Source organism: Gordonia sp. NPDC003376, from assembly GCF_053589235.1.
In genome coordinates this window covers 118228-144848 of the sequence record NZ_JBSFRM010000013.1, presented here as the reverse complement: position 1 = coordinate 144848, position 26621 = coordinate 118228, and the positions used below count along the sequence as shown (strand labels likewise).

12 protein-coding genes and 1 CRISPR repeat array are annotated in these 26621 nt (G+C 64.9%); of the genes, 1 reads left to right on the top strand and 11 read right to left on the bottom strand.

The annotated features are described in order from the left end of the window. Positions 1–60 precede the first annotated feature (60 nt). Positions 61–8409: a CRISPR direct-repeat array (repeat unit 36 nt; unit sequence GCCTCAATGGAACCCGGTCGTGAAGACCGGGAGCAC). A 174-nt stretch (positions 8410–8583) separates the two neighbouring features. From cas2 to ACWDUA_RS14975, 11 genes are all read right to left on the bottom strand, one after another. Then, complete coding sequence (gene cas2 / locus ACWDUA_RS15025; protein WP_449751800.1) at positions 8584–8871, bottom strand: CRISPR-associated endonuclease Cas2; 288 nt, start codon at positions 8869–8871, stop codon at positions 8584–8586. A gap of 6 nt (positions 8872–8877) precedes the next feature. After that, positions 8878–10533 carry a CRISPR-associated endonuclease Cas4g/Cas1g gene (gene cas4g/cas1g / locus ACWDUA_RS15020; RefSeq protein WP_449751799.1) on the bottom strand — a complete coding sequence of 552 codons (1656 nt, stop codon included), beginning with the start codon at positions 10531–10533 and terminating at the stop codon, positions 8878–8880. A 114-nt stretch (positions 10534–10647) separates the two neighbouring features. After that, positions 10648–12126 carry a type I-G CRISPR-associated protein Csb2 gene (csb2, locus tag ACWDUA_RS15015; protein ID WP_449751798.1) on the bottom strand — a complete coding sequence of 493 codons (1479 nt, stop codon included), beginning with the start codon at positions 12124–12126 and terminating at the stop codon, positions 10648–10650. A gap of 6 nt (positions 12127–12132) precedes the next feature. Beyond that, complete coding sequence (gene cas7g, locus ACWDUA_RS15010) at positions 12133–13062, bottom strand: type I-G CRISPR-associated RAMP protein Csb1/Cas7g (protein WP_449751797.1); 930 nt, start codon at positions 13060–13062, stop codon at positions 12133–12135. After that, positions 13046–15283 (bottom strand): type I-G CRISPR-associated protein Cas8g1/Csx17, encoded by a 2238-nt coding sequence (gene cas8g1 / locus ACWDUA_RS15005; protein WP_449751796.1) that lies wholly within the window; start codon positions 15281–15283, stop codon positions 13046–13048. Before cas8g1 ends, cas7g begins: the two co-directional genes overlap by 17 nt. 14 nt (positions 15284–15297) lie before the next feature. Further along, the gene (gene cas3g / locus ACWDUA_RS15000; protein ID WP_449751795.1) at positions 15298–17688 is read right to left on the bottom strand and encodes a type I-G CRISPR-associated helicase/endonuclease Cas3g; all 2391 of its coding nucleotides are present in this window, start codon (positions 17686–17688) and stop codon (positions 15298–15300) included. A gap of 292 nt (positions 17689–17980) precedes the next feature. Then, on the bottom strand, positions 17981–18475 hold the full coding sequence (locus ACWDUA_RS14995; protein WP_449751794.1) for a hypothetical protein: 495 nt from the start codon (positions 18473–18475) through the stop codon (positions 17981–17983). Further along, the gene (locus ACWDUA_RS14990; protein WP_449751793.1) at positions 18472–19329 is read right to left on the bottom strand and encodes a ParA family protein; all 858 of its coding nucleotides are present in this window, start codon (positions 19327–19329) and stop codon (positions 18472–18474) included. The genes ACWDUA_RS14995 and ACWDUA_RS14990 overlap by 4 nt, the downstream gene beginning before the upstream one ends. Before the next feature lie 24 nt (positions 19330–19353). After that, positions 19354–22305 (bottom strand): Z1 domain-containing protein, encoded by a 2952-nt coding sequence (locus tag ACWDUA_RS14985; protein ID WP_449751792.1) that lies wholly within the window; start codon positions 22303–22305, stop codon positions 19354–19356. Next, the gene (locus ACWDUA_RS14980; protein ID WP_449751791.1) at positions 22302–23750 is read right to left on the bottom strand and encodes an ATP-binding protein; all 1449 of its coding nucleotides are present in this window, start codon (positions 23748–23750) and stop codon (positions 22302–22304) included. Before ACWDUA_RS14980 ends, ACWDUA_RS14985 begins: the two co-directional genes overlap by 4 nt. Then, entirely contained in the window at positions 23747–25777 is a 2031-nt protein-coding gene (locus ACWDUA_RS14975) for a hypothetical protein (RefSeq protein WP_449751790.1), read from the bottom strand. The genes ACWDUA_RS14980 and ACWDUA_RS14975 overlap by 4 nt, the downstream gene beginning before the upstream one ends. 212 nt (positions 25778–25989) lie before the next feature. Here ACWDUA_RS14975 and ACWDUA_RS14970 point away from each other — a divergent pair, with 212 nt between their 5' ends. Further along, positions 25990–26592 carry a DUF4262 domain-containing protein gene (locus tag ACWDUA_RS14970; protein WP_449751789.1) on the top strand — a complete coding sequence of 201 codons (603 nt, stop codon included), beginning with the start codon at positions 25990–25992 and terminating at the stop codon, positions 26590–26592. The last annotated feature ends 29 nt before the right edge of the window (positions 26593–26621 follow it).

Sequence of the window (26621 nt, the reverse complement as noted above, 5' to 3'; positions counted from 1 at the left end):
CCGGTCGTGAAGACCGGGAGCACTGTGGGAGTGGACGAATCACGTTGTCTCCCGCAACCAGCCTCAATGGAACCCGGTCGTGAAGACCGGGAGCACCGACCGGGTCCGCGGTCGACGCCGAGTCGAGTTAGGCCTCAATGGAACCCGGTCGTGAAGACCGGGAGCACTGTGGGAGTGGACGAATCACGTTGTCTCCCGCAACCAGCCTCAATGGAACCCGGTCGTGAAGACCGGGAGCACGCTATGGACAAAACCCGCAGTGCCCATCAAGCCAAGTTGCCTCAATGGAACCCGGTCGTGAAGACCGGGAGCACGGCGGCACGATGCATAGGCTTCCCACAACGCCCACACCGCCTCAATGGAACCCGGTCGTGAAGACCGGGAGCACGCCATGTCAACGGCAGTGCCCCCACCCCCGGCGGTCATGCCTCAATGGAACCCGGTCGTGAAGACCGGGAGCACATCGCCTGGGCTTCACCGGGGTCCACAAGGAAAGCATCGCCTCAATGGAACCCGGTCGTGAAGACCGGGAGCACTCGCAAAGGAACTATTGGAATGGTCCGGTGGTTCTAAGCCTCAATGGAACCCGGTCGTGAAGACCGGGAGCACACCGAGCCGGGTGAGGATCTCCGCGCTGGTCAGCACCGCCTCAATGGAACCCGGTCGTGAAGACCGGGAGCACCTCGGTGTCGGCCCGGCTGTCGTCGTCGCCGCGCATGCCTCAATGGAACCCGGTCGTGAAGACCGGGAGCACAATAACCCATTCCGGTGGTCCGTCATGCTGATCTTGCCTCAATGGAACCCGGTCGTGAAGACCGGGAGCACACTCGCGCATGGACATGTTCTATCGGACATCACCGACAGCCTCAATGGAACCCGGTCGTGAAGACCGGGAGCACGTGTACTCGTATGCCGGTGAGTCAACTGAAGACATTCGCCTCAATGGAACCCGGTCGTGAAGACCGGGAGCACCCGCATCGGCGCACGCTACGCCGCCGAGAAGGCAGAGCCTCAATGGAACCCGGTCGTGAAGACCGGGAGCACTGGCACGAGGTGTTTCTGCCGTGACTGTGGGGCAGAAACGCCTCAATGGAACCCGGTCGTGAAGACCGGGAGCACTCGTCGATCGGGGCGATGTCGTCCGACTCGCCCAAGAGGCCTCAATGGAACCCGGTCGTGAAGACCGGGAGCACCCGTCAGCGCCGATGCAGGTCAGGTCATTGCCTGGCGAGCCTCAATGGAACCCGGTCGTGAAGACCGGGAGCACACCGGGGACCTGAATCCGCAGATGCACGTATCACCGTGGCCTCAATGGAACCCGGTCGTGAAGACCGGGAGCACTTGCTACGGTGGCGTCCACTTCTTCCACGGGGGCTACGCCTCAATGGAACCCGGTCGTGAAGACCGGGAGCACGAAGCTGCCCGCCGATGCGCCGCCGACGGAGACGATGCCTCAATGGAACCCGGTCGTGAAGACCGGGAGCACGTCGCGGTGCCCGAGTTGGAGATGCCGCCGTTGTCGCCTCAATGGAACCCGGTCGTGAAGACCGGGAGCACCTGGTCGCTGACGTCGTCGCCCCGAGCAGCGGCGACGGGCCTCAATGGAACCCGGTCGTGAAGACCGGGAGCACCGGGTGCCGCAGGCGTGGTGTGGGTGTTTTACCGATAGCCTCAATGGAACCAGGTCGTGAAGACCGGGAGCACAAGCCATCGACCCGATCGGGTGGCTCGGCGGCGCCAAGGCCTCAATGGAACCCGGTCGTGAAGACCGGGAGCACTGGTTCGTGCCCGGGATCTTCTGCACCTTCGTGACGGTGCCTCAATGGAACCCGGTCGTGAAGACCGGGAGCACGACGGCACTCCCCTCGTGGACATCGCCGTTGTTCAGGCCTCAATGGAACCCGGTCGTGAAGACCGGGAGCACGTCAACGATCTGCGGTCGTTGATCCGCCTGGCCTTGCCGCCTCAATGGAACCCGGTCGTGAAGACCGGGAGCACCCGACGGCATGTGCACCGCATCATCTGAGCGCCACCGCCTCAATGGAACCCGGTCGTGAAGACCGGGAGCACCCAACCGATTGACAGGTATGGCCGAGGTTCCCGCCCTTGCCTCAATGGAACCCGGTCGTGAAGACCGGGAGCACGCGCGAATGCCGTGAGTCCGTTCGACGCCGAGTTCACGCCTCAATGGAACCCGGTCGTGAAGACCGGGAGCACCGGTCGGTGGAGGCGAGCAATCCGCCACGGAGGATGCTGCCTCAATGGAACCCGGTCGTGAAGACCGGGAGCACATTGCAAGCTTTGCCCGGATGTCATCCAGCTTTGCGACCGCCTCAATGGAACCCGGTCGTGAAGACCGGGAGCACCCGCCATACTGTCCGTCCCCGCGACCGCCGCCCATCTCGCCTCAATGGAACCCGGTCGTGAAGACCGGGAGCACCAGGAGACCGTTGGTCGGCGTGCCCTCGGGGAGCTGGCCTCAATGGAACCCGGTCGTGAAGACCGGGAGCACGGTCTGTACGGCGCAACGGGCCCCACTGCTCTCGGTCAGCCTCAATGGAACCCGGTCGTGAAGACCGGGAGCACCTTCTTCGCCACGCCCATCTCGACCCGGCCGAGCAGGCCTCAATGGAACCCGGTCGTGAAGACCGGGAGCACCACGATGAGTTGCGCAATCCGATCACCCCGCTCGACTTGGGCCTCAATGGAACCCGGTCGTGAAGACCGGGAGCACCGCTGTTCGAGCACCTGGCGTGCCACGCTGTAGTCCCGGCCTCAATGGAACCCGGTCGTGAAGACCGGGAGCACCACCAGACTCACCAGCCTCTACGCCGACATCGACGTCGCCTCAATGGAACCCGGTCGTGAAGACCGGGAGCACCAGGTGCTGTCGCTGCCGGAGGTGGACGAGGACGACCCGCCTCAATGGAACCCGGTCGTGAAGACCGGGAGCACCCAGCACCGACACCGCCTGCGGGTCGGGGCTGTTGTTGCCTCAATGGAACCCGGTCGTGAAGACCGGGAGCACAGGGTGCGTGCGATCGCCAGCCGCCCGCACCGAGGGCGGGCCTCAATGGAACCCGGTCGTGAAGACCGGGAGCACATGGTGACGGAAGCTATACTCATGCGCGAGTGATGGGCCTCAATGGAACCCGGTCGTGAAGACCGGGAGCACCATGTCCGCACCGGCACGCCGCGGCCGACGATGTCATGCCTCAATGGAACCCGGTCGTGAAGACCGGGAGCACCCGCTATCCGGACCCGCAGATCCCGATCTACATCGCTGCCTCAATGGAACCCGGTCGTGAAGACCGGGAGCACTGGTGGATCAGATGATCGATCCGTTGCGCTCCAGGTTGCCTCAATGGAACCCGGTCGTGAAGACCGGGAGCACGCATCCCGACCCGCATCGTCCGCCGGACTGACTGGGAGCCTCAATGGAACCCGGTCGTGAAGACCGGGAGCACGTCAACGATCTGCGGTCGTTGATCCGCCTGGCCTTGCCGCCTCAATGGAACCCGGTCGTGAAGACCGGGAGCACCTCGAAGGGCGGTAGCGGCCTCGAGGGCCTCGCCCACGCCTCAATGGAACCCGGTCGTGAAGACCGGGAGCACGCTATGCCCTGCCCTTGGTGCCGCCTTAAGTTGTAGAGCGAGGCCTCAATGGAACCCGGTCGTGAAGACCGGGAGCACCTGGTATCCGGCTTTCCAGTCCGCTTCTGTTTTACCGCCTCAATGGAACCCGGTCGTGAAGACCGGGAGCACCCACGCCGAAGGTTCTGCGACAGTGTGCGTCTGGTGATGCCTCAATGGAACCCGGTCGTGAAGACCGGGAGCACAACAAGCGTGCGATCGCTCTGGTCGCGCATATCGACGGCCTCAATGGAACCCGGTCGTGAAGACCGGGAGCACCGGGCGCCAAGGCACCTCAACCAGTGAGGGCGCCGCGCAGGCCTCAATGGAACCCGGTCGTGAAGACCGGGAGCACACCACCAATGACATACACCGTGTGGGGCATACCGCTTGCCTCAATGGAACCCGGTCGTGAAGACCGGGAGCACCTGTCGGGCAGCCGAATCCGACGAAGTTCTGGTTGCCCGCGCCTCAATGGAACCCGGTCGTGAAGACCGGGAGCACCTCCAGGGTGAGGTTCGACATGCCCGCCGAGTTGGCGTTGCCTCAATGGAACCCGGTCGTGAAGACCGGGAGCACGCCGATACCAGGGCGTCACTGGTGACAGCATCGTGATGCCTCAATGGAACCCGGTCGTGAAGACCGGGAGCACAAGAAGACGATGATCCGCCGCCTGGCGAAGCGTCTCCCGCCTCAATGGAACCCGGTCGTGAAGACCGGGAGCACCCGTTGCATGGACATAGGTCTACTCACCACGTGAGTGCCTCAATGGAACCCGGTCGTGAAGACCGGGAGCACTCCCAGGGCAGGGCTGCATTCGTCTCCTGCGCGATGTTGCCTCAATGGAACCCGGTCGTGAAGACCGGGAGCACATCACCACGTCGATGTAGTGCGCCCACCACGGGATCGTGCCTCAATGGAACCCGGTCGTGAAGACCGGGAGCACGCGTGCCAGGGATTCCTCGACGATGCGCTCGATGAGGCCTCAATGGAACCCGGTCGTGAAGACCGGGAGCACCCGAGTACCCGGTGGTCACCAGCGAGCGGTCCGAGCCGCCTCAATGGAACCCGGTCGTGAAGACCGGGAGCACCCAGAACCCGTACCTCACCAACCCCGGGCTCTGGGCGGCCTCAATGGAACCCGGTCGTGAAGACCGGGAGCACCGGACCCTCGGCCCGTATGTCGCGCTCACCTCGACGTTGCCTCAATGGAACCCGGTCGTGAAGACCGGGAGCACTGGGCGACGGAACCGCGGTGACCTCGGATGCGACCCCGCCTCAATGGAACCCGGTCGTGAAGACCGGGAGCACGCCACCGGATCGGATCGGATTGCCGCCGGATATGCGCCGCCTCAATGGAACCCGGTCGTGAAGACCGGGAGCACCCCACCGGCCCGGGTTGGTCAACCAGTGAGCGTCACCCATTGCCTCAATGGAACCCGGTCGTGAAGACCGGGAGCACACCGCCTATATCGGATCAGCGATCGGCGGCACGTTCACGCCTCAATGGAACCCGGTCGTGAAGACCGGGAGCACATGGCCTCAAGGACTTTCCCCGTTCGGGAAATGCGATATGCCTCAATGGAACCCGGTCGTGAAGACCGGGAGCACCTGGCAACGGGCGGCAACGGGAACGACACGTCCACGATCGCCTCAATGGAACCCGGTCGTGAAGACCGGGAGCACTCCGCTCCGTCCTGGAAGTACTCGAAAAGCCGGGACGCCTCAATGGAACCCGGTCGTGAAGACCGGGAGCACCGGTCGGCCACACTCCGCGGCCGAGCACGCCGACGTCGCCTCAATGGAACCCGGTCGTGAAGACCGGGAGCACCAGGCTGCCGACAAGGCTGTCGCGGACGGCAAGGCTAAGGGCCTCAATGGAACCCGGTCGTGAAGACCGGGAGCACAACAATGGACCCGCAGCCTTAGCCGACGCCGAATTCACAAGCCTCAATGGAACCCGGTCGTGAAGACCGGGAGCACCCCACAACACAGTCACAACAACCCACACCAACCGTGCCTCAATGGAACCCGGTCGTGAAGACCGGGAGCACGATGCCATCGTTCGGGCGGCGTCAGGCGCAGATCAGCCTCAATGGAACCCGGTCGTGAAGACCGGGAGCACCTGATCATCCCCGACACATCGGTGATCCGGACCGTGCCTCAATGGAACCCGGTCGTGAAGACCGGGAGCACCTCGGATCGGTCGAGGTCGCCGCTGTCCTTCATGTGCAGGCCTCAATGGAACCCGGTCGTGAAGACCGGGAGCACACGTGCGCCACAGTGTGAACGCTAGGCTCGCGATCACGCCTCAATGGAACCCGGTCGTGAAGACCGGGAGCACGGGTTGGCGGGGGTGCGCTGGCGGGTGTGGGCCCAGCCGCCTCAATGGAACCCGGTCGTGAAGACCGGGAGCACCCCGTCCCGAGATCAAGGCCGTCGAGGTCGGCAACGAAATGCCTCAATGGAACCCGGTCGTGAAGACCGGGAGCACAACAGGTCCCAGCCTTCCGACTTGGGGGCCGGGTTGAAGGCCTCAATGGAACCCGGTCGTGAAGACCGGGAGCACCCACGAGTCGATGCGGGCCTGCAGCAACGACACCAAGCCTCAATGGAACCCGGTCGTGAAGACCGGGAGCACGCGACCGACGCACTCGGGCTGGTCGCACAGGCGATGCAGCCTCAATGGAACCCGGTCGTGAAGACCGGGAGCACCGCGGTTGGCCCTGAGGGTTACGCGCCGACAGGGTCGCCTCAATGGAACCCGGTCGTGAAGACCGGGAGCACCCTCGCGAACGGCGAGCTTCGCCTCCATCGCCGTCATGCCTCAATGGAACCCGGTCGTGAAGACCGGGAGCACAGGACCACGTTGTCGTCGTCGGTGTCGAGCTCTGACCAGCCTCAATGGAACCCGGTCGTGAAGACCGGGAGCACGCGCCGGTGCGGGCGGGTCCGGCGACCGGATTGACGCCGCCTCAATGGAACCCGGTCGTGAAGACCGGGAGCACCATGCGGTGGCACGACGGCGCTCGGTGGACAGACCAGCCTCAATGGAACCCGGTCGTGAAGACCGGGAGCACCATCAGCGTCCAGTGTGCTACGTTCAATTGCACACGGCCTCAATGGAACCCGGTCGTGAAGACCGGGAGCACCTACGTGGACGAGGCCAGCACGTTGCCCGAGAGCTTCTGGCCTCAATGGAACCCGGTCGTGAAGACCGGGAGCACGTTGCACCAGCCGGTGCCCATCGCCGTCGGAGAATGCCTCAATGGAACCCGGTCGTGAAGACCGGGAGCACCCGCATCGACAACCTCAAGGACATCCTCGTCGAGGACGCCTCAATGGAACCCGGTCGTGAAGACCGGGAGCACGTCACGAGTGAGGCAGCACCCGCAGTGACCATGATGCCTCAATGGAACCCGGTCGTGAAGACCGGGAGCACAAAAGGGCACACAGGGCTGGTCAAAGACCATGGACGAGCCTCAATGGAACCCGGTCGTGAAGACCGGGAGCACTGGAGAGGAAGTTCGCGGCGGTGTGCATGGCGTCGCCAGCCTCAATGGAACCCGGTCGTGAAGACCGGGAGCACCTGCGCGGTGGTCTCGGAGCCGTCAACGGCCCGGATCGCGCCTCAATGGAACCCGGTCGTGAAGACCGGGAGCACTCGACGGCCGACTGGTCCATATTGCCGACCTTGACGGTGCCTCAATGGAACCCGGTCGTGAAGACCGGGAGCACAACCTCCGCAACGGGCACCTGGGTCTCGTTCCATTTGCCTCAATGGAACCCGGTCGTGAAGACCGGGAGCACCCGGCGGTGAGTCGGTGACCAACTCCTGCGTTGACTCGAGGCCTCAATGGAACCCGGTCGTGAAGACCGGGAGCACATGCGGTGCTTCGGCTTGCCGGTCCACGAGTTGTCCGGGCCTCAATGGAACCCGGTCGTGAAGACCGGGAGCACAGAACGACGGCGAGAAACCGCCGACGCGCGCCGCATTGCCTCAATGGAACCCGGTCGTGAAGACCGGGAGCACAAGCGGGAAGACTGCTCGCACGCATTGGATCACCTTCCTGCCTCAATGGAACCCGGTCGTGAAGACCGGGAGCACAGGCGCTGGTGGTGGCGGTGGTCAGGCAGGCGCCATTATTGGCCTCAATGGAACCCGGTCGTGAAGACCGGGAGCACTCCGGCCAGTGTTTGACAGCCTAGCAGCGATGCTGACCGCCTCAATGGAACCCGGTCGTGAAGACCGGGAGCACCGTGAGCCGTCCGGCCGTCGTGCTCCCCACCGGGACCGGGCCTCAATGGAACCCGGTCGTGAAGACCGGGAGCACAGCGTGGCACGGTCGCCATGTCCTCGATGTCGGCCACAGCCTCAATGGAACCCGGTCGTGAAGACCGGGAGCACAGATACGCTTGTCGATGTCCGACAGATGCGAGACCCGGCCTCAATGGAACCCGGTCGTGAAGACCGGGAGCACCCGTCAGCAGATCGTCCTTGGACAGCCCGTGCCGGTTGCCTCAATGGAACCCGGTCGTGAAGACCGGGAGCACACGAGAAGACCAAACTGAAGGACGACCTCAAGGCCAAGCGGCCTCAATGGAACCCGGTCGTGAAGACCGGGAGCACCCTCGTAAGGTACACGTTCCCCAATTTTCTTCCAGCACTGCCTCAATGGAACCCGGTCGTGAAGACCGGGAGCACAGCTACCGTCCCCCAACACATTCCGATCACTTACTGGCCTCAATGGAACCCGGTCGTGAAGACCGGGAGCACCGCTCGCGAGATTCACCGCTTCTGACCTGCAGAAACCGCGCTTCTCGCGAGAGGTGCGGTAGGCGTGGTACTCGACGGAGCTTACCTTCGCGTCTGAAGTTCTCAAAGAGCGCTCTGACCAGCACGCGAGCGCTGCCCAGGGTTCGCGTGGTGGACTCACCGCTCGCGTCAGGATCACACGACCGTCGGCCCGGAGGCAGGCAGCGTGCGCGGTCGGCCCAACTGCATCACCGTCGCTGCACTCCCCACTGCACCCAGGTCGATCACCACCACAGAGTCTTCACCGTAGTCCATGACACCGTGAATATCGGTCCTCCAACGAGTGCGTTCCAGCTCCGAGAGGTCACAAAGAAAGACCGAGTACTGCAACCTGGTGCCGTACGCCTCCATGACCTTGCACACCCGCCTCAGTCTCGTGGGCTCACAAATGTCATACGCGATGAGATGACGTCGCCTGGCCATCGTGAATCACCTCGTGACCATCGGTGTGTACGCGGGCAGCTCACCAAGAATGACACCGGCAAGAATCCGCGCCTGAACGTCGAGCACCCGACGATACGAGACCTTGTACCTGAACACCGGATGGGTGACTTGCACGTCGAGTCTGCGTTCGTATGCACGGATCACTTTTCGTCGCCCCTGAAGGGTCAACCAACATCCACCACTGCGGCGTTCGAAATCACCCGCGGTGACCTCACCATTGTTGAGCATTCCGATCACCGCGGAATCGGCAAGTAGCGGGCGGAACTCCTCCATGAGATCCAGTGCGAGTGCGGGACGTCCGTACCGCGGTCGGTGATAGACACCGAAATAGGGGTCGAGGCCCACACCGATGCACACCGCAACGAGGTCTTTGACCAACAATGAGTACACATATCCCAACAGCGCATTGATCGGGTCAGGCGCAGGTCTGCGCTTACGACCATTCGTGTCGAACTCGGCGGCCATCTGCTCCTGCGCACCCCGCAGCAGGCCGCTGAAGTTCTCGAAATAGATTCTGGCCGCTGCCCCTTCAATGCCGAGAAGCTCCGCCGGCGACGCAGCGCCTCCCGCCGAATCTGCCATTGCGGCCAAGGATTGCACCGAGTGTTCGGTGTCGGTTCGAGAATTTCGGCGCAACAGAGTTCTCGAGTTCTTGATCTTCCCTGCGACGATCGCTCGTGAGATACCCAGCGCAGTATTGTCATCCAATCGGGCTTGTGCAGTGCGCAGCTGGACGTACTTCGACATCTCGCCCTGCGCCCAGCCACGCAGCCATCCGTTGTAGCTGAACCACAGAACCGGAATGCCGCGAGCCCACAACTCGGTCAAGACTTGCGAGCTCACCTGCACATTGCCGAAGACACACAGCTGGCTGACGTCGATGAGGAGAACCTCGGCCGGCTCCGAACCCTTCTGGACGACACGAATCCGGCCGCCCTTGAGCCCGACAGTCGCTCCGTGCTTCGTGACGTACAACGGACGACTGTCGGGGTCACGGGGAACGATCCTGCGCGGCGGTGAGTCATCGCGCTGCAGCAGCGCATTGGTCTCATCGGGCATGCACAACCCGAGAAGGGAGCAGCGTGGGCATCGCTTGCTTCCGACGAGCGGCAGAGGTGCGTTCTCTCGTGCGGCAACCTCGCGGGCCTCGTCTGCGATCTCCACTGCTGCCGCAACTTCGTTGTTGCCGATCGGAACAGTGACTCGCTTGTGGACTTCGGCGTAGTAGAGCACGCCCCTGTCCACCTCATAGCCGGCGTCCCGCAACAAGGCCGCCTGCGTGTAGAGCTGGACGACGTCGGCCGACCACGGCAATCCGTTCGCCGCGGGTTTTCCCTTCTTGGTGTCGACGGGTACCACGGTGCCGTCACCGCCGTCCTCAACCCGATCGAGTACCGCCACCAATCCCAGCGCGTGCGATTCGATTCGCAGTGACGTCACACGCTTCGCGGCATCGCCTGAGTCGGGCTCCGGCAGAGATCCTGTTCGTTTGTCGACGGCGCGGTGGGTGAAGTGGCCTTGTTCGGTGTCGTGGCTGTCGGCCCACCGACGATCGACCCACTCGAAATAGAACAAGCGCGGACAGTACACGTATTCGTTGAGCATTCGAGCAGGCAACAGTTCCGGCAAGTCGGTGGTCATGACGGGCTCCGTAAGGGGAAGTGGTGTGGAACCCCGGCCGTCGTTGGTCGGTGCGGGGCAACCCTCGCACCGACCTCCGACATCCCTGCCGTATGCCGTCGTTCGGTCAGATGATCACGACGAGGCCGGAATGAACAGGCCGGCGCCGAAGTGGCTGAGCTGACCCAGCATCAGCGGTCCGGCGACCGGCTTCGACAGTGTGACCTTGACGGCGAAGCCCTGGCGGGCATTCTCACGCTGCTCCCGCAATCGCCGACGACGGAAATGCACCAGATCCGACACCGTCGCCCGCGAGTCGTCGACGTCGACCGCTACGATCTCGACCCCTGCGGTTGCGGCTCGATAGCCGAGCTCCTTGTTGAGATCGACCTCGATCCACTCTTCCACCGACCGCCGTTTACGGTGTCGCACCGGGAAGTACGGCGTCGCCGAGACCCATGTGGTCGACCCTCCCCCGTCGGCAACGATCTCGGTCGCGACGTCGGACGCATCACCCAAGCCCGCGACCAGCAATCGTTGTTCCGGGAACGAGTTCTCGCTGACCCGGTCTGGCGTCCACAACCGTGCGATCTGACAGATTCGACCCACCGCCTCAACGGACATCCCTCGGGGCGTCCACAGCACCAAGGACTCGATCGGTGCACCTCCACGGAATCGCGCGTTCTTGCCGTCGGCCGGAATCGGTACGACGTGGAGGTGATCGTGCCCTTGTTGGCGTGGGTCCTTGCCGTCCCTCCCGATGATCGCCGCGACCTCGGGATCATCTCCCAGGGCGTGCAACGCTTTCCGAACCGCACTGTGCGCGACGTCGGTCGGCATCAGAAAGTCCCGCATCCGAACAGACGCCGGGCCATGGAGCTCGAGCCGGATAGCCGTGATCGGCTCACTCGACGTCGGCGACGAACGACGCGGCTTGGTATGACGAAAGGAACTGCCATCGAGTCGATCCCGCCCGTATCCCAGGAGTCTGGTTCCTGGCGGGAAGGTCATTCGCATCTTCGCGCGTACGGTCGTCGGGGTGGCTTCGAGTTCGGTCCGCGTCGGTACGCCCTCCGCCCCGAGTAACTCAACCGTCTCGACTCGATCGCCGACCGCCCCGATCCGCCACCACGTCGAATCCGGTTGCGCTGCCTGCTCGGCGACCACCGCCTCACACACGGACTCACTCCGACCGAGGTACGGAAGGTTCTCGACCAACACCGTCAAGAGCTTCAGGTCGTCCTCGGTCAGATCGGCATCCCAGTGGATTCGCAGATCGGGTACCGAGCTGCGTTGCCGGATCGACACATAGCTGTCGATCACGAGATCGGTACCGCCACGGTCGTCGGTGCGATGCTTGATGTCAGGCATGTAGTGCCGAGTGGAGCCGGGCGCAACCGGCGCGGACTCGAACGCCGATGGGTTACCCAGTCGTCCCAGTAGCGCGACCGTCTCGTCCACATCGACGAATCTGGCATGTGCCACTGCCAGCATCGCCCGCATCACCCGCCACGGCGACGGTGGCCACTCCACGTAGCCCGAGTTCGCCCCCGCATCCCACGGAGTCGCGTGATATCGGCCGAGCGGAAAGCTGATCTCAACCGTTGTTCCCATGTGTCACTAGCCCTTTGATCCGGTCCAAGTCAACTCGGTGACCCCGCCCAGCTCGGCCGCCGCGATGGCCTTGATCAGTCGCTCCTCCGATGCCTCGACGTCGGGGAGCTCGCCCGCCCCCTCCACACCGGTCACCTCGAGGTCACAGGCCGTGCGCAGTCGCAACCCACCGTCGAGGAGCGTCGCCACCTCCCAGTCGGCGAGCGCCAGCAGCAGTTCTGTTGCGGATTCAGGGAGCCCGTAGGAACGGATCTGTTGTTCGTCGATCACCACGAACAGTGTGATCTTCGCGGCCGTGTACTCGGTGCGATGATGCGGAACCATCCCGTAACCACGATCCGACGTACGGCCGGCCTCCTTGTCGAGGTTGTTGTTGACGCTGTCCTTCTTCACACCCCCACTGACTGCGGAGTTCACGCCTTCGGCTTCGATGAACGCCGACACAGCCCGGCTGATCTTCGGCTGCCACGGCCACGACCCCTGGGCGAAGAACACGCCGTGCAGCAGGCTCACCGGGTCCAGCGCGTAGATCTCCGAGTACACCTTCCTCAGGTCGAGGGGTTTGTTCTTCACCAGGCCGAACCGCTCCACCAGGGCCTTGCGAAACTCTGCCCCACCGTCCGACGCATCGAGGACGTACGCCGAGGCCAAACGGTGTGCTTCCAGCCGACTGCTGGTGAGAAATCCTCCGTCAGCATCGACGACCCGGACGTAGGGTATTCCCGCGACCGTCGAGACCGGTTGCTGTGCGGCCTCATCCCAGGTCGTTCCCTCGAGGTGATTGGCCAGGGACTGGACCGATTCCACGAGCAGTCGTGTGTCGCCACCCGGGCCGTCGTAGGTCGCCGCTCCCAGATCAGGAAAGCCGGTCGGCTGGAACCGGCTCCCTGCGACAGGTTCGAGGACGTACTTGCGGATGTCACGCTTGCTGGCCATGGGAGGCCTCACTTTCTGTTTCATGGTCGTATGTCAGGTCGGATCGCATCGGATCGTCGTCGATGGTCTTGGGCGAGAAGGTGAACTGTTGCGCCAGAACGTGATGCCGGGACCACGGCAGGAGCGCGGTTGCAATCTTCTGTGGGTCCGATCGGGACGGAATCGTGGACACTGCGATGCGACCTGACTCGCGGATACGCTGCCGTGCCAGCAGCACTGCCCGATCCACGTTGCCCCCGACGAGCGCCCCCAGGATCTCAGCAGTCAACCCCTTCGCTTGATCGTCGGAACGCCCCCCGCGGCCATGCGCTGCAGGAACTGGAGCCGCGATCCCATTGCGCAGCAAGCCGAGAAGACCCAGTGCGGGTTCTGGAACCACCCCATCGAGCCCGGATGAGCCAAGGTCGATCTGCTCGCCACTCCAGTCGAAGACGAGTAACGCATCGAACCAGTGGGCGACTGCCTCGTCGCCCAATGCGTCGGCGGCGAACTGATGCAGATGTGCCAGCGGCACGGGAATGCTCGAGGGCATCGCGACACCGGAAGCGGAATCACCCGCGATGCCGATGCTGTCATCGGCCGCACCCGCCGCGATCGCCACTCGTCCCAGGACGTCGGCCATCACGGCAGCGAGTGGACGAATCCCGTATCCCGCGACATCACTTCCTTCTGTCCACGCGGGCCTGGATGTCCCATGTCCGGACACAACCGGGAGCAGCAGGTCACGAGGTCCAACCCACCGCCCGTCCCGCCATCTCAACCGGAGCGACGCCAGCCCGAGCGCCACCCGGAACTCCGGAACGTCGACCACAGCATCGAGTAGCTCCGCATCCCGAAGGATCCCGAGCATCTCCTGTCCGCTCCCCCGCTTGGTCGCCCGTGGCCACACGGATTCCTTCACCGCCCGGCTACGACCGACTGCCACCTCGAGTCGGGTCAACGACCGCAGCATCGTTTGGAGCTGCCCGACTTGTTCCGCACGAGATCGTGTCCGCGCAAGGTCCACACGCGCGGAATCGAACCTCCGCAGTTCCTCGGTGACGGTTCCAGGCAGCCCGGCTCGACCGTTGAGCCGTTGGGGCCAATCCTCGACGAGCGCCACCGCGCGAAGCAGATGATCATCGGTGACACCGACGGCGTCGGCGCGAATTGCGGAGTATGCGAGACCATTTCGCTTGGCAATGCTGAAGCGGTCGAACTCTGATACCGCCGCCGACACCCCGCGGGTTCCGACGGCCAGGTACATGTCGCCAGATCTGGTCGCGGTCTTGCCGCGCCAGGTCGCGCGACCTTCGACAAAGATGCGCTGAACGGCCGGCCAGCGCAGCCAGTGGTTCCACCACGGTAGCCAGACCTCGCCGCGGATGTCCTCGTCGTCACTGCCAGAGTCAAACCCTGCGCTGGCCCCGCGGGTCATGAACGTCATTGCTGCGCCCTTGTCCACACTGGACTGCGCCGAGATCCGACGAGCCGGGGCGGCCTCGAACAGCGTTGCGCCCTCGACCATCAGGACGAACAGCCACGGATTCACCATTGCGGGTGCGGCTCCGTATGCGGAGGAGTTCGGGGTGCCGGCGGTTCCGGGATCGAACTGCCCGACCGACGCTTTCACGAGCTTCTCGCGTGACGTCCCGGAGAGCGCGTCCTGCGCCCACCCCAGGCTGGTGCTTTCGGCTTTCGCGTCGGTGGGCAGCACGTCCAGCAGTCGCTGGTGATAGTTGCTGGAGAATTCCAAACGCCCATCGTTGCCGCCAGAACCGAGCAACGGCGGGAACGCCAGGTCGTCGCTGCCAAGTACGACCACTGCTGAACGCAGCCACGGCAGCATCTCGTCGGGACATCTGTTGCCGACCTCCCGGATCAGGTCCCGTTTGTCCCATCCCTCCGCGCGATTCCGCTCCAGCAGACGATCGACGACGCTCACGGCGTCGCGCAACGCGCCCACCCGGTTCTGATCCGAGAACGCGGTCAGCGCATCGAGGTTCGCTCGTTGGTTCTTGTCCTTCTCCCCGAAGCCCGAGCCGCCGTTCCACGGGCTCAGCACGGGTCGCGGCCGGTAGTCGTCGACCAGCCACCGGGCGATGTCCTCCACCGTCGTGTCGATCATGAGGTCATCGCCATCGACGCGAGACCGCAGGTCGGGATCGCACTGTTCGGCGAGTACCCGCACCAATCCCAATGCAGCCAGCGACCGCTGCAGATTTCGTCCTCGTGCGGCCACGAACCGGTGTTCAGTCATGCGTGCTTCTGCCCTTCGTGAAGTGCACTCGCGTTCCAGTCGGCGACGCGTACCAACGCTTCGAAGTAGGCCAAGCGGAATGGGCCGTACTTCCCGAGGAGCCGATCCACCATGTCGGCCCACACCTCAGCGGTATCCGAGACCGCCGTGAACGGCTCGAGAACGATGGTCGCGGTGCGGGTTTCCACGTCGAGGAACGGAGGAATGGTGACCTCCCCCGGTGAGAGACCGAGTACACGTTCCGTGTCACCGGAGTCGTCGCGGATCTGCACTCGGATCTTGCCGTGGTGCGCCGCGATCAGGTACCGCACCAGATCCCGGTCATGAGCCGGTTCGATCAGATCCGAATATGCCGAGTCCAGCAATGCAACGCCGGCCAGCTCATGCCGGAACGACTTCACGCCGTCGGCGTAGACGAGCCGCCCATGTCCTGGCGACTTCGCCCAGACCTTGTCCGGTTGGGGCACCTCTGCGGTGTGCTGGAGTGCGTTCTGCCATGTCGGATGGGCCTTACCGATGTCATGAAGCCGTGCCGCCAGCACGATGTCGGCCCGGAGTTCCGCGTCGAGCGCAAGGTCGTTCACGATCGACACGGCTGCGGCTTCGGCCTCTGCGAGATGTTGGTCGAGTTCCAGCCACCCACCGAAGTCGATTGCACCGGTATCCGACGTGTCACCGTCACTCCCAGGCTCCTCGCCGCCCTGTGGTCCGTCCTCGGGCACATCGGCAGGTACCGGAACCGGCGCGGACGATTTGGGATCCAGCCCGACGTCCGTGGCGTACCCGCCCTTCGCTGCATCGATCACGAGCACCTGACCGGAGCGGACCGGCATACCGGCCTTCAGTTCCGACCATCGTGCGTCACTCCACGCCGGTTGCGCGACATCGAAGAACCACAACGTCTTTCCAGCGGCGACAAGATCCTTCACATCGCTGATCCGCGCGCGACAGCGGTGGTCGTGATCGGGCAACCGCAGCTCCGCGCTCGGCCTTCCGGCACCGGCAAAATCCACCCACGCCACCTGGACGTCGGGTTCGTCGGCGTCACGGATGAAAGGCGAAATGTCAGGATCGTTGCCGGAGAGATCCGGGGTGGTGTCGAAGAGTGCGTGAAAATCACTGCGCCGCAACACCTGAATTGCAGGAGCAGTGGTCTTGACCTCCCCCGCGAGGTCGAGTAGCCGGGCATTGGTCACTGCCCGGTTCTCGAGTACCCGCAGCGCCCCGGCGGTCGCCTCGACGTCATCCGACTCGTACGGGCCCTTCTTCCCGGAGGGAAACCACCAGAGTTCGGCGTCGTCGGTGGTTCCGGCACGGTTGCAGCGACCCGAGCGCTGGATGAGCGATGGCCATGGTGCGGCCTCGGTGATCAGGGTCCGAGCATCGAGGTCGACGCCGGCCTCCACGACCTGGGTGGAGACCACCACGACGTCATCGAGTCGGTGTAGCTCGTCGAGTTTCCCATCGCGATCCACAGGCCGGAACCGTGAGTGCAGGAGAATCACCGGCGTGTCACCGAGCGGAGGCTTCTTGCCCGCCAGCCGCTTGTACACCTCGACCGCAGTCGCGACGGTGTTGACGATGACCAGGGTGAGTCCCGGACGGTGATGTGCGGCAACCGCTTCGGCGATGGCCTTGGGATTGGCCTGAGCAATCGGGAGTTCTCGGACCGTGCGCTCGGCGTCGAGACGTTGCCGTACCGCTGGGGTCAGATCGCCGTCGGTCAGGCGGATCACGTCGGCGTCGGGGGCGAACGGATTGTCCACGGTACTCAACAGGCCCGCGTCGATGGTCGCGCTCATACAGGTCAGACCGACGTTCACGGCTGCGGACTCACGCTGGAATGCGGCGATCTGGCGAGCGGTGACGGTCGATGCCGGCGCGAGCTGCGTCTCGTCGACGACGAGATGGGTGTCGTTCCAGAGCAGGCCGGCGTCGATCGGATACACACCACGGCTGGAGCCATAGCCCCGCATCAGCATTCGGCTCACGATCATGTCGACCGTGCCGACGATGATCTGCGGCCTGCCGGGCGACCGACGCCAACCATGACCGTCGGGACCGACTCCACCGACGAGCTGCACCACATCGACGTCGTCGTCGAGCCCCAGCCCGTGAATCCACTGCGGGATCACCGACATCGCCTGTCTGGTGAGCGTCCGCATCGGGAGTGCGAGCACCAGGCGGCGCGGCACCTGCCCGGCCTCGGCGGTCCGGTATCGCCACAACCAGCCGAGAACGATGGCGGCGGTCTTGCCCAGACCAGGTGGCACGTCGATCACGTCGGGCAGCTTCGCGCCGTCGGTGGCGACACGGACCTGGTAGGGGTACGGCCTCTTCCCGGTCGCAGTGCGGAAGAAGTCGTCGAACGATTCGAACTGCGGCATGCACGGCTCCCTCGAGGTGCGCGGTACTTCACCGCCGGCGTGTCGGCAGCGTCTGATACCACTAAGAATGCGCTCGACGATCGGAATTTTCAAGACTTTTGCTCCGCAACGGTTACAAAGTCATCTGATCGAACGAACGGATCGCGGCGCCCTTTGCTTGCTCAGCAACAGTTACACCTCAATGGAACCCGGGACGGTGATCCCGAGAAGGCACAACAACCGCAGCGTTCTGTCGAACACCACGGGCGATCCACTGCCCACTGTGCCAGATCCGAAGCCGGTAGGCCGCGCCCTACCGGAACACACTCCCCTTGTTCTCCGATGCCTCCACCCGCTCGACGATCCACTCGACGATCACTTCGGCCTTGCGTTTGCGGCCGGTCTCCTTGCGGGTGTCGAGTTCCTGCTCGGCGATGATGTCGCGAAGCTGGTCGACGGTGAGCTCCCCCAGCCGAGAATTCAGGCCTGGGGCACCGGATTCGCGATAGACCACGAACGGATCGAAGGCGCCGGGCTGACGCTCCACCCGCTTCCTCGGTGCCGCAGCGCGTTTGCGAGGTGCCGGTGCCGGCGCCACCGCGACGACGGCGCCGTCGGTGGGGCGCAATGCCTCGATCACGCCGGTGAGCGCGGCCGCGAACCGTGACGAGCGATCGGCCTCCTCGATGATCACCTTGGTGAGTCCGGCGATCAGCTGCGCGGCCTGAGGGTTCTTGATGTCGAGCTGAGTCAGGGCGCCGCCGATGGTGGAGTACTCCATGCGTCGGCGGGCGTCATCGGAACTCATCGGATCTTCTCCTGTGCTTCGGTCATCACGTCCATGGTCAGGGCGCGGAACTGATCGAACTGTCCGGCATTGCCGTACTTGGTCTTGAGCGTGCCGTAGGGTGCGAACTCCGCCGATGCCGCAACGGCATTGGACTCGTTGATGTAGCTCGGCAACACATGCTGGATGGTGGGGTCACGACGCAGACGCTTGGTGGTCGACCTGTGCACCGCCGAGTTGGCCTTGTACTTGGTGATCACCACCCCGAGTTCGACGATGGTCCGGCCGATCTCGTCGCCAAACTTGCGGACCCGGGTCTGAATCTGCGGAATACCGTAGGTGGACAGCACATCCGGGATGGTCGGGATGATGTAGGCGTCCGCGGCCGCCAATCCGTTGAGGGTCACCGGCCCGATGTTGGGTGGGCAGTCGATCAGAACATAGTCGTAGAAGTCGATCACCGGCTCGATCGCCTTGCGCAGGAAATCGGTGCCGCCTCCGGGAACCCGGGCCTCCACACGCAACGCGCTCAGCTCTTCCTGGACCTCGATGAGGTCGAGCGACGACGCGAGCAGGTCCACCGTCGTCACCCGCTTCACCGGCGACACCCCGCGCTCGATGGCCTCGTCGAGCCGGAAGTACTGGGTACCGTTGACCGCGTCGGAGAACAGCGTCGCCAGTGTGCGGCCGTTGGTGTTCAGCTCGAACCATCGCTGCTCGCTGATCATCACGGTGGTGAGGTTGATCTGCGAGTCGAGGTCGATGAGTAGGACCCGCTGACCGAACTCCGCCGACATGAACTCCGCCAGCCCGCCGGTCACGGTGGTCTTGCCGACCCCGCCCTTCAAGCTGATCGTCGCGATCACCTTTGCCATCGAGTATTCACACCTTTCTTGTGATCACGCATCGACTATCGCCCCGGCCCCGACCTTGCGGACGGTGAACCCGATCTTGGGATCAGGATCGGCCAGGTACGGGAGTGCGTAGGAGAACAGGGTCGCCACGTCCCGTGGGTCGGCCTTACCGCGCTTGTGCGCCCCGAGATGCCTACTCCCTCTCGGCGGATCGCTGGCGAACAGCAGGATCATCGCGCCACGGGTCCGCTTCCGGAGCTGTGCGGCGAGCGGACCGCCGACGGTCTTGTTCGGGTTGCCCGCGATGTGCTCGATGGCATCGCGCTCACGCACCGCGGTGCCGGTGAATCCGGTCCGGTACTCGGCCTCTTCGCGTTTGCGATTGACCAGGGGAAGCTCGGCAGGGTAGTCGCCGATCATCACCGGCTTCTTGGTCTTCGGGATCGGCAACAGGATCGCAAGATCCTCGAGAGCCCCACGTTCGATCGCCGACTCGAAGGCCTTGCGGTGGGGTTCGAAGTCCCAGTTGACATCCCACACGAACTGGCTGATCACATCGAGCACCATCTCGGCGCCGACGATCCCGTAGCGTGCCTCGAAGATCCGCGGCGTCTGGTCCTTGTCGACGAACGAGAACGAACCGGGCTTGTCGAGCTTGTCGAGCAGCGGACGAACCGCACCGAAATGCGCGGCATTGTTCGCCCCGTCGCCACGCGGCGCCTGCATCGTGAAACTGAAACTCTGACCGCCGACGCTGCGATAGCTCAGCTCCGCGTTGTACATCTTGTTGGCGGCCGTCGGCTTGAGCCACGGAAGTCGCTGGAACACCATCGGTGGCACATCCCGTGGGGTGACCATCGGCTCGCCGGCCTCGTTGAGTCCCTTGAACCGTCGCAGTTCGTCGCGGAACTCCTCCTCGTCGCCGACGATGGCCTCGAACGCCGCATACATGTCGACCACTGTTCCGCCGGGTCCGGGCACCTCCCGACCGATGAACAGCCGCACCAGATCTCGGTAACCGGGCCGGAATCCGAACCACCTCCCCATCTGCATCAGCGTGTCCGCCTGCGCGGTGCGCCGGGTGTAGTAGGTGGTGGTCAGTCCTTCGACGGTGAACCCGCGACTCAGTTTGGTGCCGCCCACCAGGATCTTCCACACCGCACGTTCCTGGAAGTCCAGCGGCTCCTGCACATAGTCCTTGTCGGCGGCACCGTTGACGACGATCACCGGGCTGATGCCCGCCCCGATCCGGTCGCAAGCCTGGCCGATGAACATCTCGAGCTCGTCGAAGGTCGCCGGAGCCGGCGTCCCCGGATCGGCCCGATGAGCCGACACCACACGGAAGTCGCTGTCCCACAGCTTCTCCAGGCGATCGAGGCCATGCGGCTGGCTGTATCCGGCGTTCTTCCACAGGCTTGCGAAGTCGGCGGCCAGCGACTCGTGCTCCTGCTGCTTGACCGACTCGTGGACGAGCATCGTGTGATGCCGGAAGTTCCCGGGGACACCGCGATCCTGGCGGAACAGTTTGATCGCCCCGGACAGAACGTAAGAGTCGAGCGCCCCCAGTCGTTCGGCGTCGCGGTCCTCGTCACACTGGGCCCGCAGATCCCGGACGAACGCCTTCTCGTTCGAGTTGGCCGGTGTCTTCTCGACGTCCTCACCGAGATCGTCGTCGATGTCGACGACTCCGTCGTGGAAGTCGGCGCCACCCATGTACTGCTTCGGGCGGTCGAGGCTGACGATGAAGTCGTTCGGGAAGATGTTCACCGAATCGTCCGGATCGACAAAGACATTCGCGAACGGGGTGGCGGTGTATCCCACGTACTGGCTGCGTCCGAGCCGTCCCAGCAGCAGCGAGATCTGCTCGTTGATCGCGGTCCGCTCGACCCGACCGGCAGCAAAGTTCTTCGGATTCTGGGTGTTCACCGACGCCTGATCGGCTTCGTCGTCGATGATCAGGGTCGGGATCTGGTCGAGCGGGGTGGGTATCCGGCCGACGTCGGCGACGAGTTTCTTCAGCACCGCCGCATTCTTCTTGACCACGGCCACCCGCACATTGCTCGAGTACAGGTTGACCGGGTCGTACAGCGCCTTCGAATGGTCGACGAACTCGTAGTGCAGGGTGCCGATCCCCTTCGCGAGCGCCTTGTAGTCGTCGACACGACCGGTCAGCCGGCGGATCGCGGGTTCTTCGTTGGAATGATTCGGGTCCAGAACGTGATTCAGGAACCTGCCCGCATGCCAGTCCTCGTCGTTGGCGTACTCCACCTCGTCGATGTTCTGCATGCCGATGAGTTCCATGTCGAGGCGGCGCTGGGTCTGACTGCGAAGCAACTCGATCGTCCCGGTCAGCACGATGACCAGTCGGTACCCGGCATCGATCGCCTTGGCGATCACCCCGGTGAAGTTGGCGGTCTTACCGCTCTGCACATAGCCCACCACCAGCCCCTTGGACTGGTACGGCTCACCCCGGCTGGGATCGGCCAGGCGCTGCACGACTGCGCTCGTGGCCGCGCCCAGGTCCTCGACGGTGTCGGCCCCCCACCCCTTCTCGACGAGGAGCCGACTATACGCCGACCAGTAGAAGTCGTGGGCCGCACGACGTTCCGGAACATACCAGGGTTCCCAGGGTTGCGGTGCGACGATCACCGTGGGCCCGCCCGCGATCGGAAACGCCTCGGTGAGCGGGTCGAAAGCCTCGCCGGGGATGCCGAGAAGGGTGTAGATGAGGGTCCGCCGCTCGGGGGTCTGGGCTGCGGTGCCACCGACCCACGCTGCGGCCTCCTCCGCATCCCATCGGATCAGTGCCGATCGCACTGCCGACTGAACCGCGGTGGCCTCGTCGGCCACGATGACGCCGACCACCATCGCCATGGTGACGGCGGCGGAATCGTGTCCGGCGTCGCTCACCCGACCGGTCACCGCACCCAGGAACCGGGCGGGCGCGAGGTCTGCCTTGAACTCACGGACCAGTGCGTCCATCACCACATCGATCACTGCGGACTCCCCTCGTCGGCGGCGAGCGCCGCGATCAGGACACGTTGCCAGGCATCCATCTGCTCGACCTGCCTGGCACTGTGCCGCACGGCGTCGAACATGTCCTGGGCCAACAGGTACACCAGGGTCCGCAACACCGGGACGTCGTCGGCGGAGCGCCGCCGCCCACCCAGTTGCCTGCGGAATCGTGCGTTCAGCCACAGGGTGCGTGACTCCAGATCGACCTCGAAGAACCGATCTGCTGCCAGCACACGCCACCCGATCTGGACCGGGTCGGCCGTCTCCACGAACGAGAAACTGTCGGCGAACTCGTCGGCCACCTCATCGGGCAGACCGATCCCGGGTTCGACGACGCTGATCGGACGACGCTGCACCCGACGCGCGGCGACGGCCGTCGTGGCGGCGTCATCGAGGTAGCCGTCGGTCACCGCATCGTGGAGCGCAGATGCGAGGGTTGCGTCGAGGGTCACCCCGGACTTCTCCGGGTTGATCGTGATGTGCTGGGCCAGAACATCATCGAGGTCGATGGCCACACGTGCCAACGCCCAGTCCGGCCGGGGACGGAGCACACCGAGCCAGCCACCCGCCTGCAGAAGCCGGTCGTTGCGATAGATGAACAGTCCCTGTGAGTCGCGACCGGGGAGACCGCCGAGTTTGTATTCGGGTGCCGAGCTGCGGGCCGACCAGATGTGCGCGGTCACGGTGTCACCGGCGAGGACCGACAGCGGCCGCGGGTAACCGAGCCGTCCGCTCGCGCGGTAGCCGAACGGGTCGATCGCCCGCACCGTCCGCGGTGCGCCGGCCCGGCCGACCGCCTCGTCGAGGACATCGATCGTGACGGTCAGGCCCGACGCGATCAGCCGGTGGAACACCAGCCCCAGCCGGTCCTGCAGGTCACCGATGGTGGTCTCGAGCCAGGCGCCCTGATCCTCCGCCGACGCGGTGTTGGGGAAGGTGCGGATGCCGCGCCACTCGACGATGGTGCCCGTGTCGAACGGAAAGCGAGGACGTGTCGCGGCGATGACCTTGGCGGCATCGGAGTCGGGCAGGACGGTCAGTCGCGGCGCATCGTGGCGATCCTCGACGGCGAGTCGACGTGCCACCGGATCGGTCTCGGCCGCATGCGAATACACGGTCACGGTGTCGGCTTGACTGAGGGAAGCAGCCTTCAGGCCCACCCCGAAGTGCCCCTGCTCACGGTCACCGTAGCTGCGCTGTACCCCGTACCGCATCGCGGCGTCGACGGTGCGGGTGTCCATCCCCCGGCCATCGTCGATGATCCGGAGACCGATGATCCGTTGGCCGGACTGCAGGAACCGGACCAGCACGTATCGGGCCCCGGCGTCGATGCTGTTGTCGATCAGATCGGCGACAGCGGTCGCGACGGTGTGATGCAGGCCCAGCGCGCGTGCGGTGGCGGTGATCTCGGCCGGTTCGGTCGTCATCGCACCGCCACCGTCCAGGCATGCTCGAGGAGTGCGGCGACAGCGTCGTCGCGGGACTGGTAGCGGCTGAGGATGCGACGCGGCTTGGTGTCGGGGTCGAGTCCGATCGCCGCGGCGAGCAGCGGCGCGACGTCAGCATCGGCGACGCCCTGCGGGTCGGCGACCCCGATCAGCGCGAGCGCCCCGCGAACCGGGTCGGCGATGTCGGTTGCCGCGAGGGGCACCACATCGAATCCGCGTTCCGCCGAGTAGGCGAGAAAAACCAGGTCTTTGGGCTGCGAGGATGACTCGGCCAGGAACCGGCGGATGGTCCCGCAGGTCGGATTGGTTCCGGTCCACCGCACCATCTGCGTGCCGAGACGGCTGGTCAGTTCACGCACCACGCCCTGCGTGCACCCCAGCGCCTGCGCCACGCCGACCGGGACGGTGAAGCCGGAACCACGGAGATGCTCGGAGGTCACCCGCAGACGGAAGCACCACGTGTCACCGATCCGGTACAGACGTCGGGTCGGCCGGACGACAACGGTGGTCGCCGTCGGCTCCGGCTCTGCGGCCGACTGGTCGGTTCCGGTCGGCTGTTCGGCCGGTTCCGCGTGTGCGGTTGCCGCAACGAGGGATTCGGTCAGGCACCACTGTCCTGCGTCCGTGCAGGTGAAGCGCTCGTCGTCGGCGAGGTGTCGCACGACGTGGTGTTCGGCGCGATCGGTGTTCAGCAGATCGGTCAGACGCCCGATGCCAGTGGGGGCGCCGAGAACCTCCAGGATGCCCGCCGCATGGTCGGCGAGTCGACGCGTGGACAGCAGCACATTGTCGTCGAGAACCGGAATCTCGCAGTACCGCAACCACTCTCGGACCTCGTCGGTCGACAACTGCAGCGTCGTGGCCGCGGTGTCGACGGACACCACGGCGTTGTCGGACTCGAACTGCTCGAGCATGACGATGGTCCGGCCCTTGGCCGAACGCAGATCCGGGGCCACCGCCCAGGGACCCGTGACCTCGAATCCGTCGTCGAGACGATCGAGGGCCAACCACAGGGGCACCCCCAGCGAGGGCACCTCGGTGCGCAGCACGGGTTGCATGTCGAGCAGCCGGTCCAGCGAGGTCACCGGCCGGATCTCGGCCCGGATGCTCGCCAGCAATCCGCCTGCGGTGGTCTCGAACTCACACGCCGCGGCCAGGTTCTGCTTGAGCTTGGCCACGATGCCACCGGCACGCCCCTTGCTCACGTGCAACCGGACGCTGAGCTCCCCCATGCCGATCGGCTCGGCAGCCATCACGAACTCGGTGAGCGCCACCAACTCCCGTTCACCGAGCTGCTCGATCAGGTTCTCGAGCTCGTCGACCGGATTCGCCTCCACCATCCCGGCGAAGTCCTTGCCGGTGATCGCCGAGATCCGCGTCGCGACCTCCTGTACCTGTTCGGGTGCGTCGTCCTCGATGTCGACGTCGATCAGCGACGACCCCAGACTGCCGCGCAGACCACGCCAGCGTGCCAGCACCCGGAGGTCGTCGACGAGCTGTGTGGCGACCGGGCTGTCGGTCTCCTCGTCGGGCAGGACGCCGACCTCCGGCGCGAGCAACATGGAGGCACCGAGGACGCCTGCGGTGACCTCCTGCACGGTGTCGGGGCTCGTGCCCTTCAGCGCGAACAACGACTCGACGCTCGCCCACAGCAGCGTCTCGACGAGTGCGCGGTCCCCGAGTCGTCGCACGACGGTCTCGGCACGCGGGTCGAGCCGCAGGGCGGCCACCGGGATCGCCGGGTCGAGTCGTGGTGCGAGCTCACCGAAGGTGGCCTCCCGATGCCGCCGGACGGCGAGGCGGGCCAGGCCGACGACGAGGCCGTCGAGATCGGTATCGGCGGCGGTGTCACGGGGCGAGTCGGCGATCCACCAGTCCGACACGTTCGGGACGAGTTCTTCGAGGCAGGCGGCGTCCGCCGATTCGTAGGCGTCCAGCCACGGGAAGAGGTCCACCCAGGTGTCATCGCGCAGATCGGCGGCGTCGTACTCCGAAAACGCGAACATCACCCTCGAGCTCCAAGATTTCGCCACCACGCACGAGGTGATGATCTCCTCAGGGAGCTTATCCAACCCCCGGCGCAGCGCACGTCGAGCGTGTGTGTGCACCCGTGGGTTCGTTCACCCGGCGGACATCGGCGCATCCGCCGATCGCCACCGGCCCGAACGTGTCGGACCCCCGTGCTGTCATGGACGCACCTCGAACAAAGGAGCGACCCATGGCCGATCACGCAGCTGCCATCGCCGGACTTCCGCGGTGGCATCCCGACCCGTTGGTCCGTGGAACCATCGACACCATCCGCCGGGCAGGCTGGGCGGTGACCGCGGTCGGTGACGCCTGCACGTGCGGCCGCGCCGACTGTGTGCCGCCGCTGTGCGCATTCGCCTACACCTCCGGGATGGGGCTGCACGACATCCCCGAGCTCGTGGTCTACGGACTCGACTCGCGGACCGCCACCGTCGTCCTCAACACCCTTGGCCACCTGTTGCACCGCCACGATGGGGAGGCGCTGGTCGATCGCGAGGTCGCCATCGATCTGACCGGCACGTTCGATGCACCGATCCGCCTGATCGAGGTGGTCGACAAGTCGGATCTGCTCATCTCCAACGAGTTGTTCCCCGATCTGCCCGCGCTGCAGGTGGTCTGGGCCGACGAGCTGGGCACCTTCCCGTGGGAGGCGGGATACACCCTGCGACCGATGCAGCAGCCGGTGAAGGGGGTCCCGCGCGCCGACGGAGGGTTCGTGCGTGGTCAGCGGACCGTACTCGGCGCCAATCGGGCGCAGCGACGGGCCGCCCGACGTCGTACGCCGCGCGAATGATCGTCTGCTCGCAATTCGGCACAATGGAG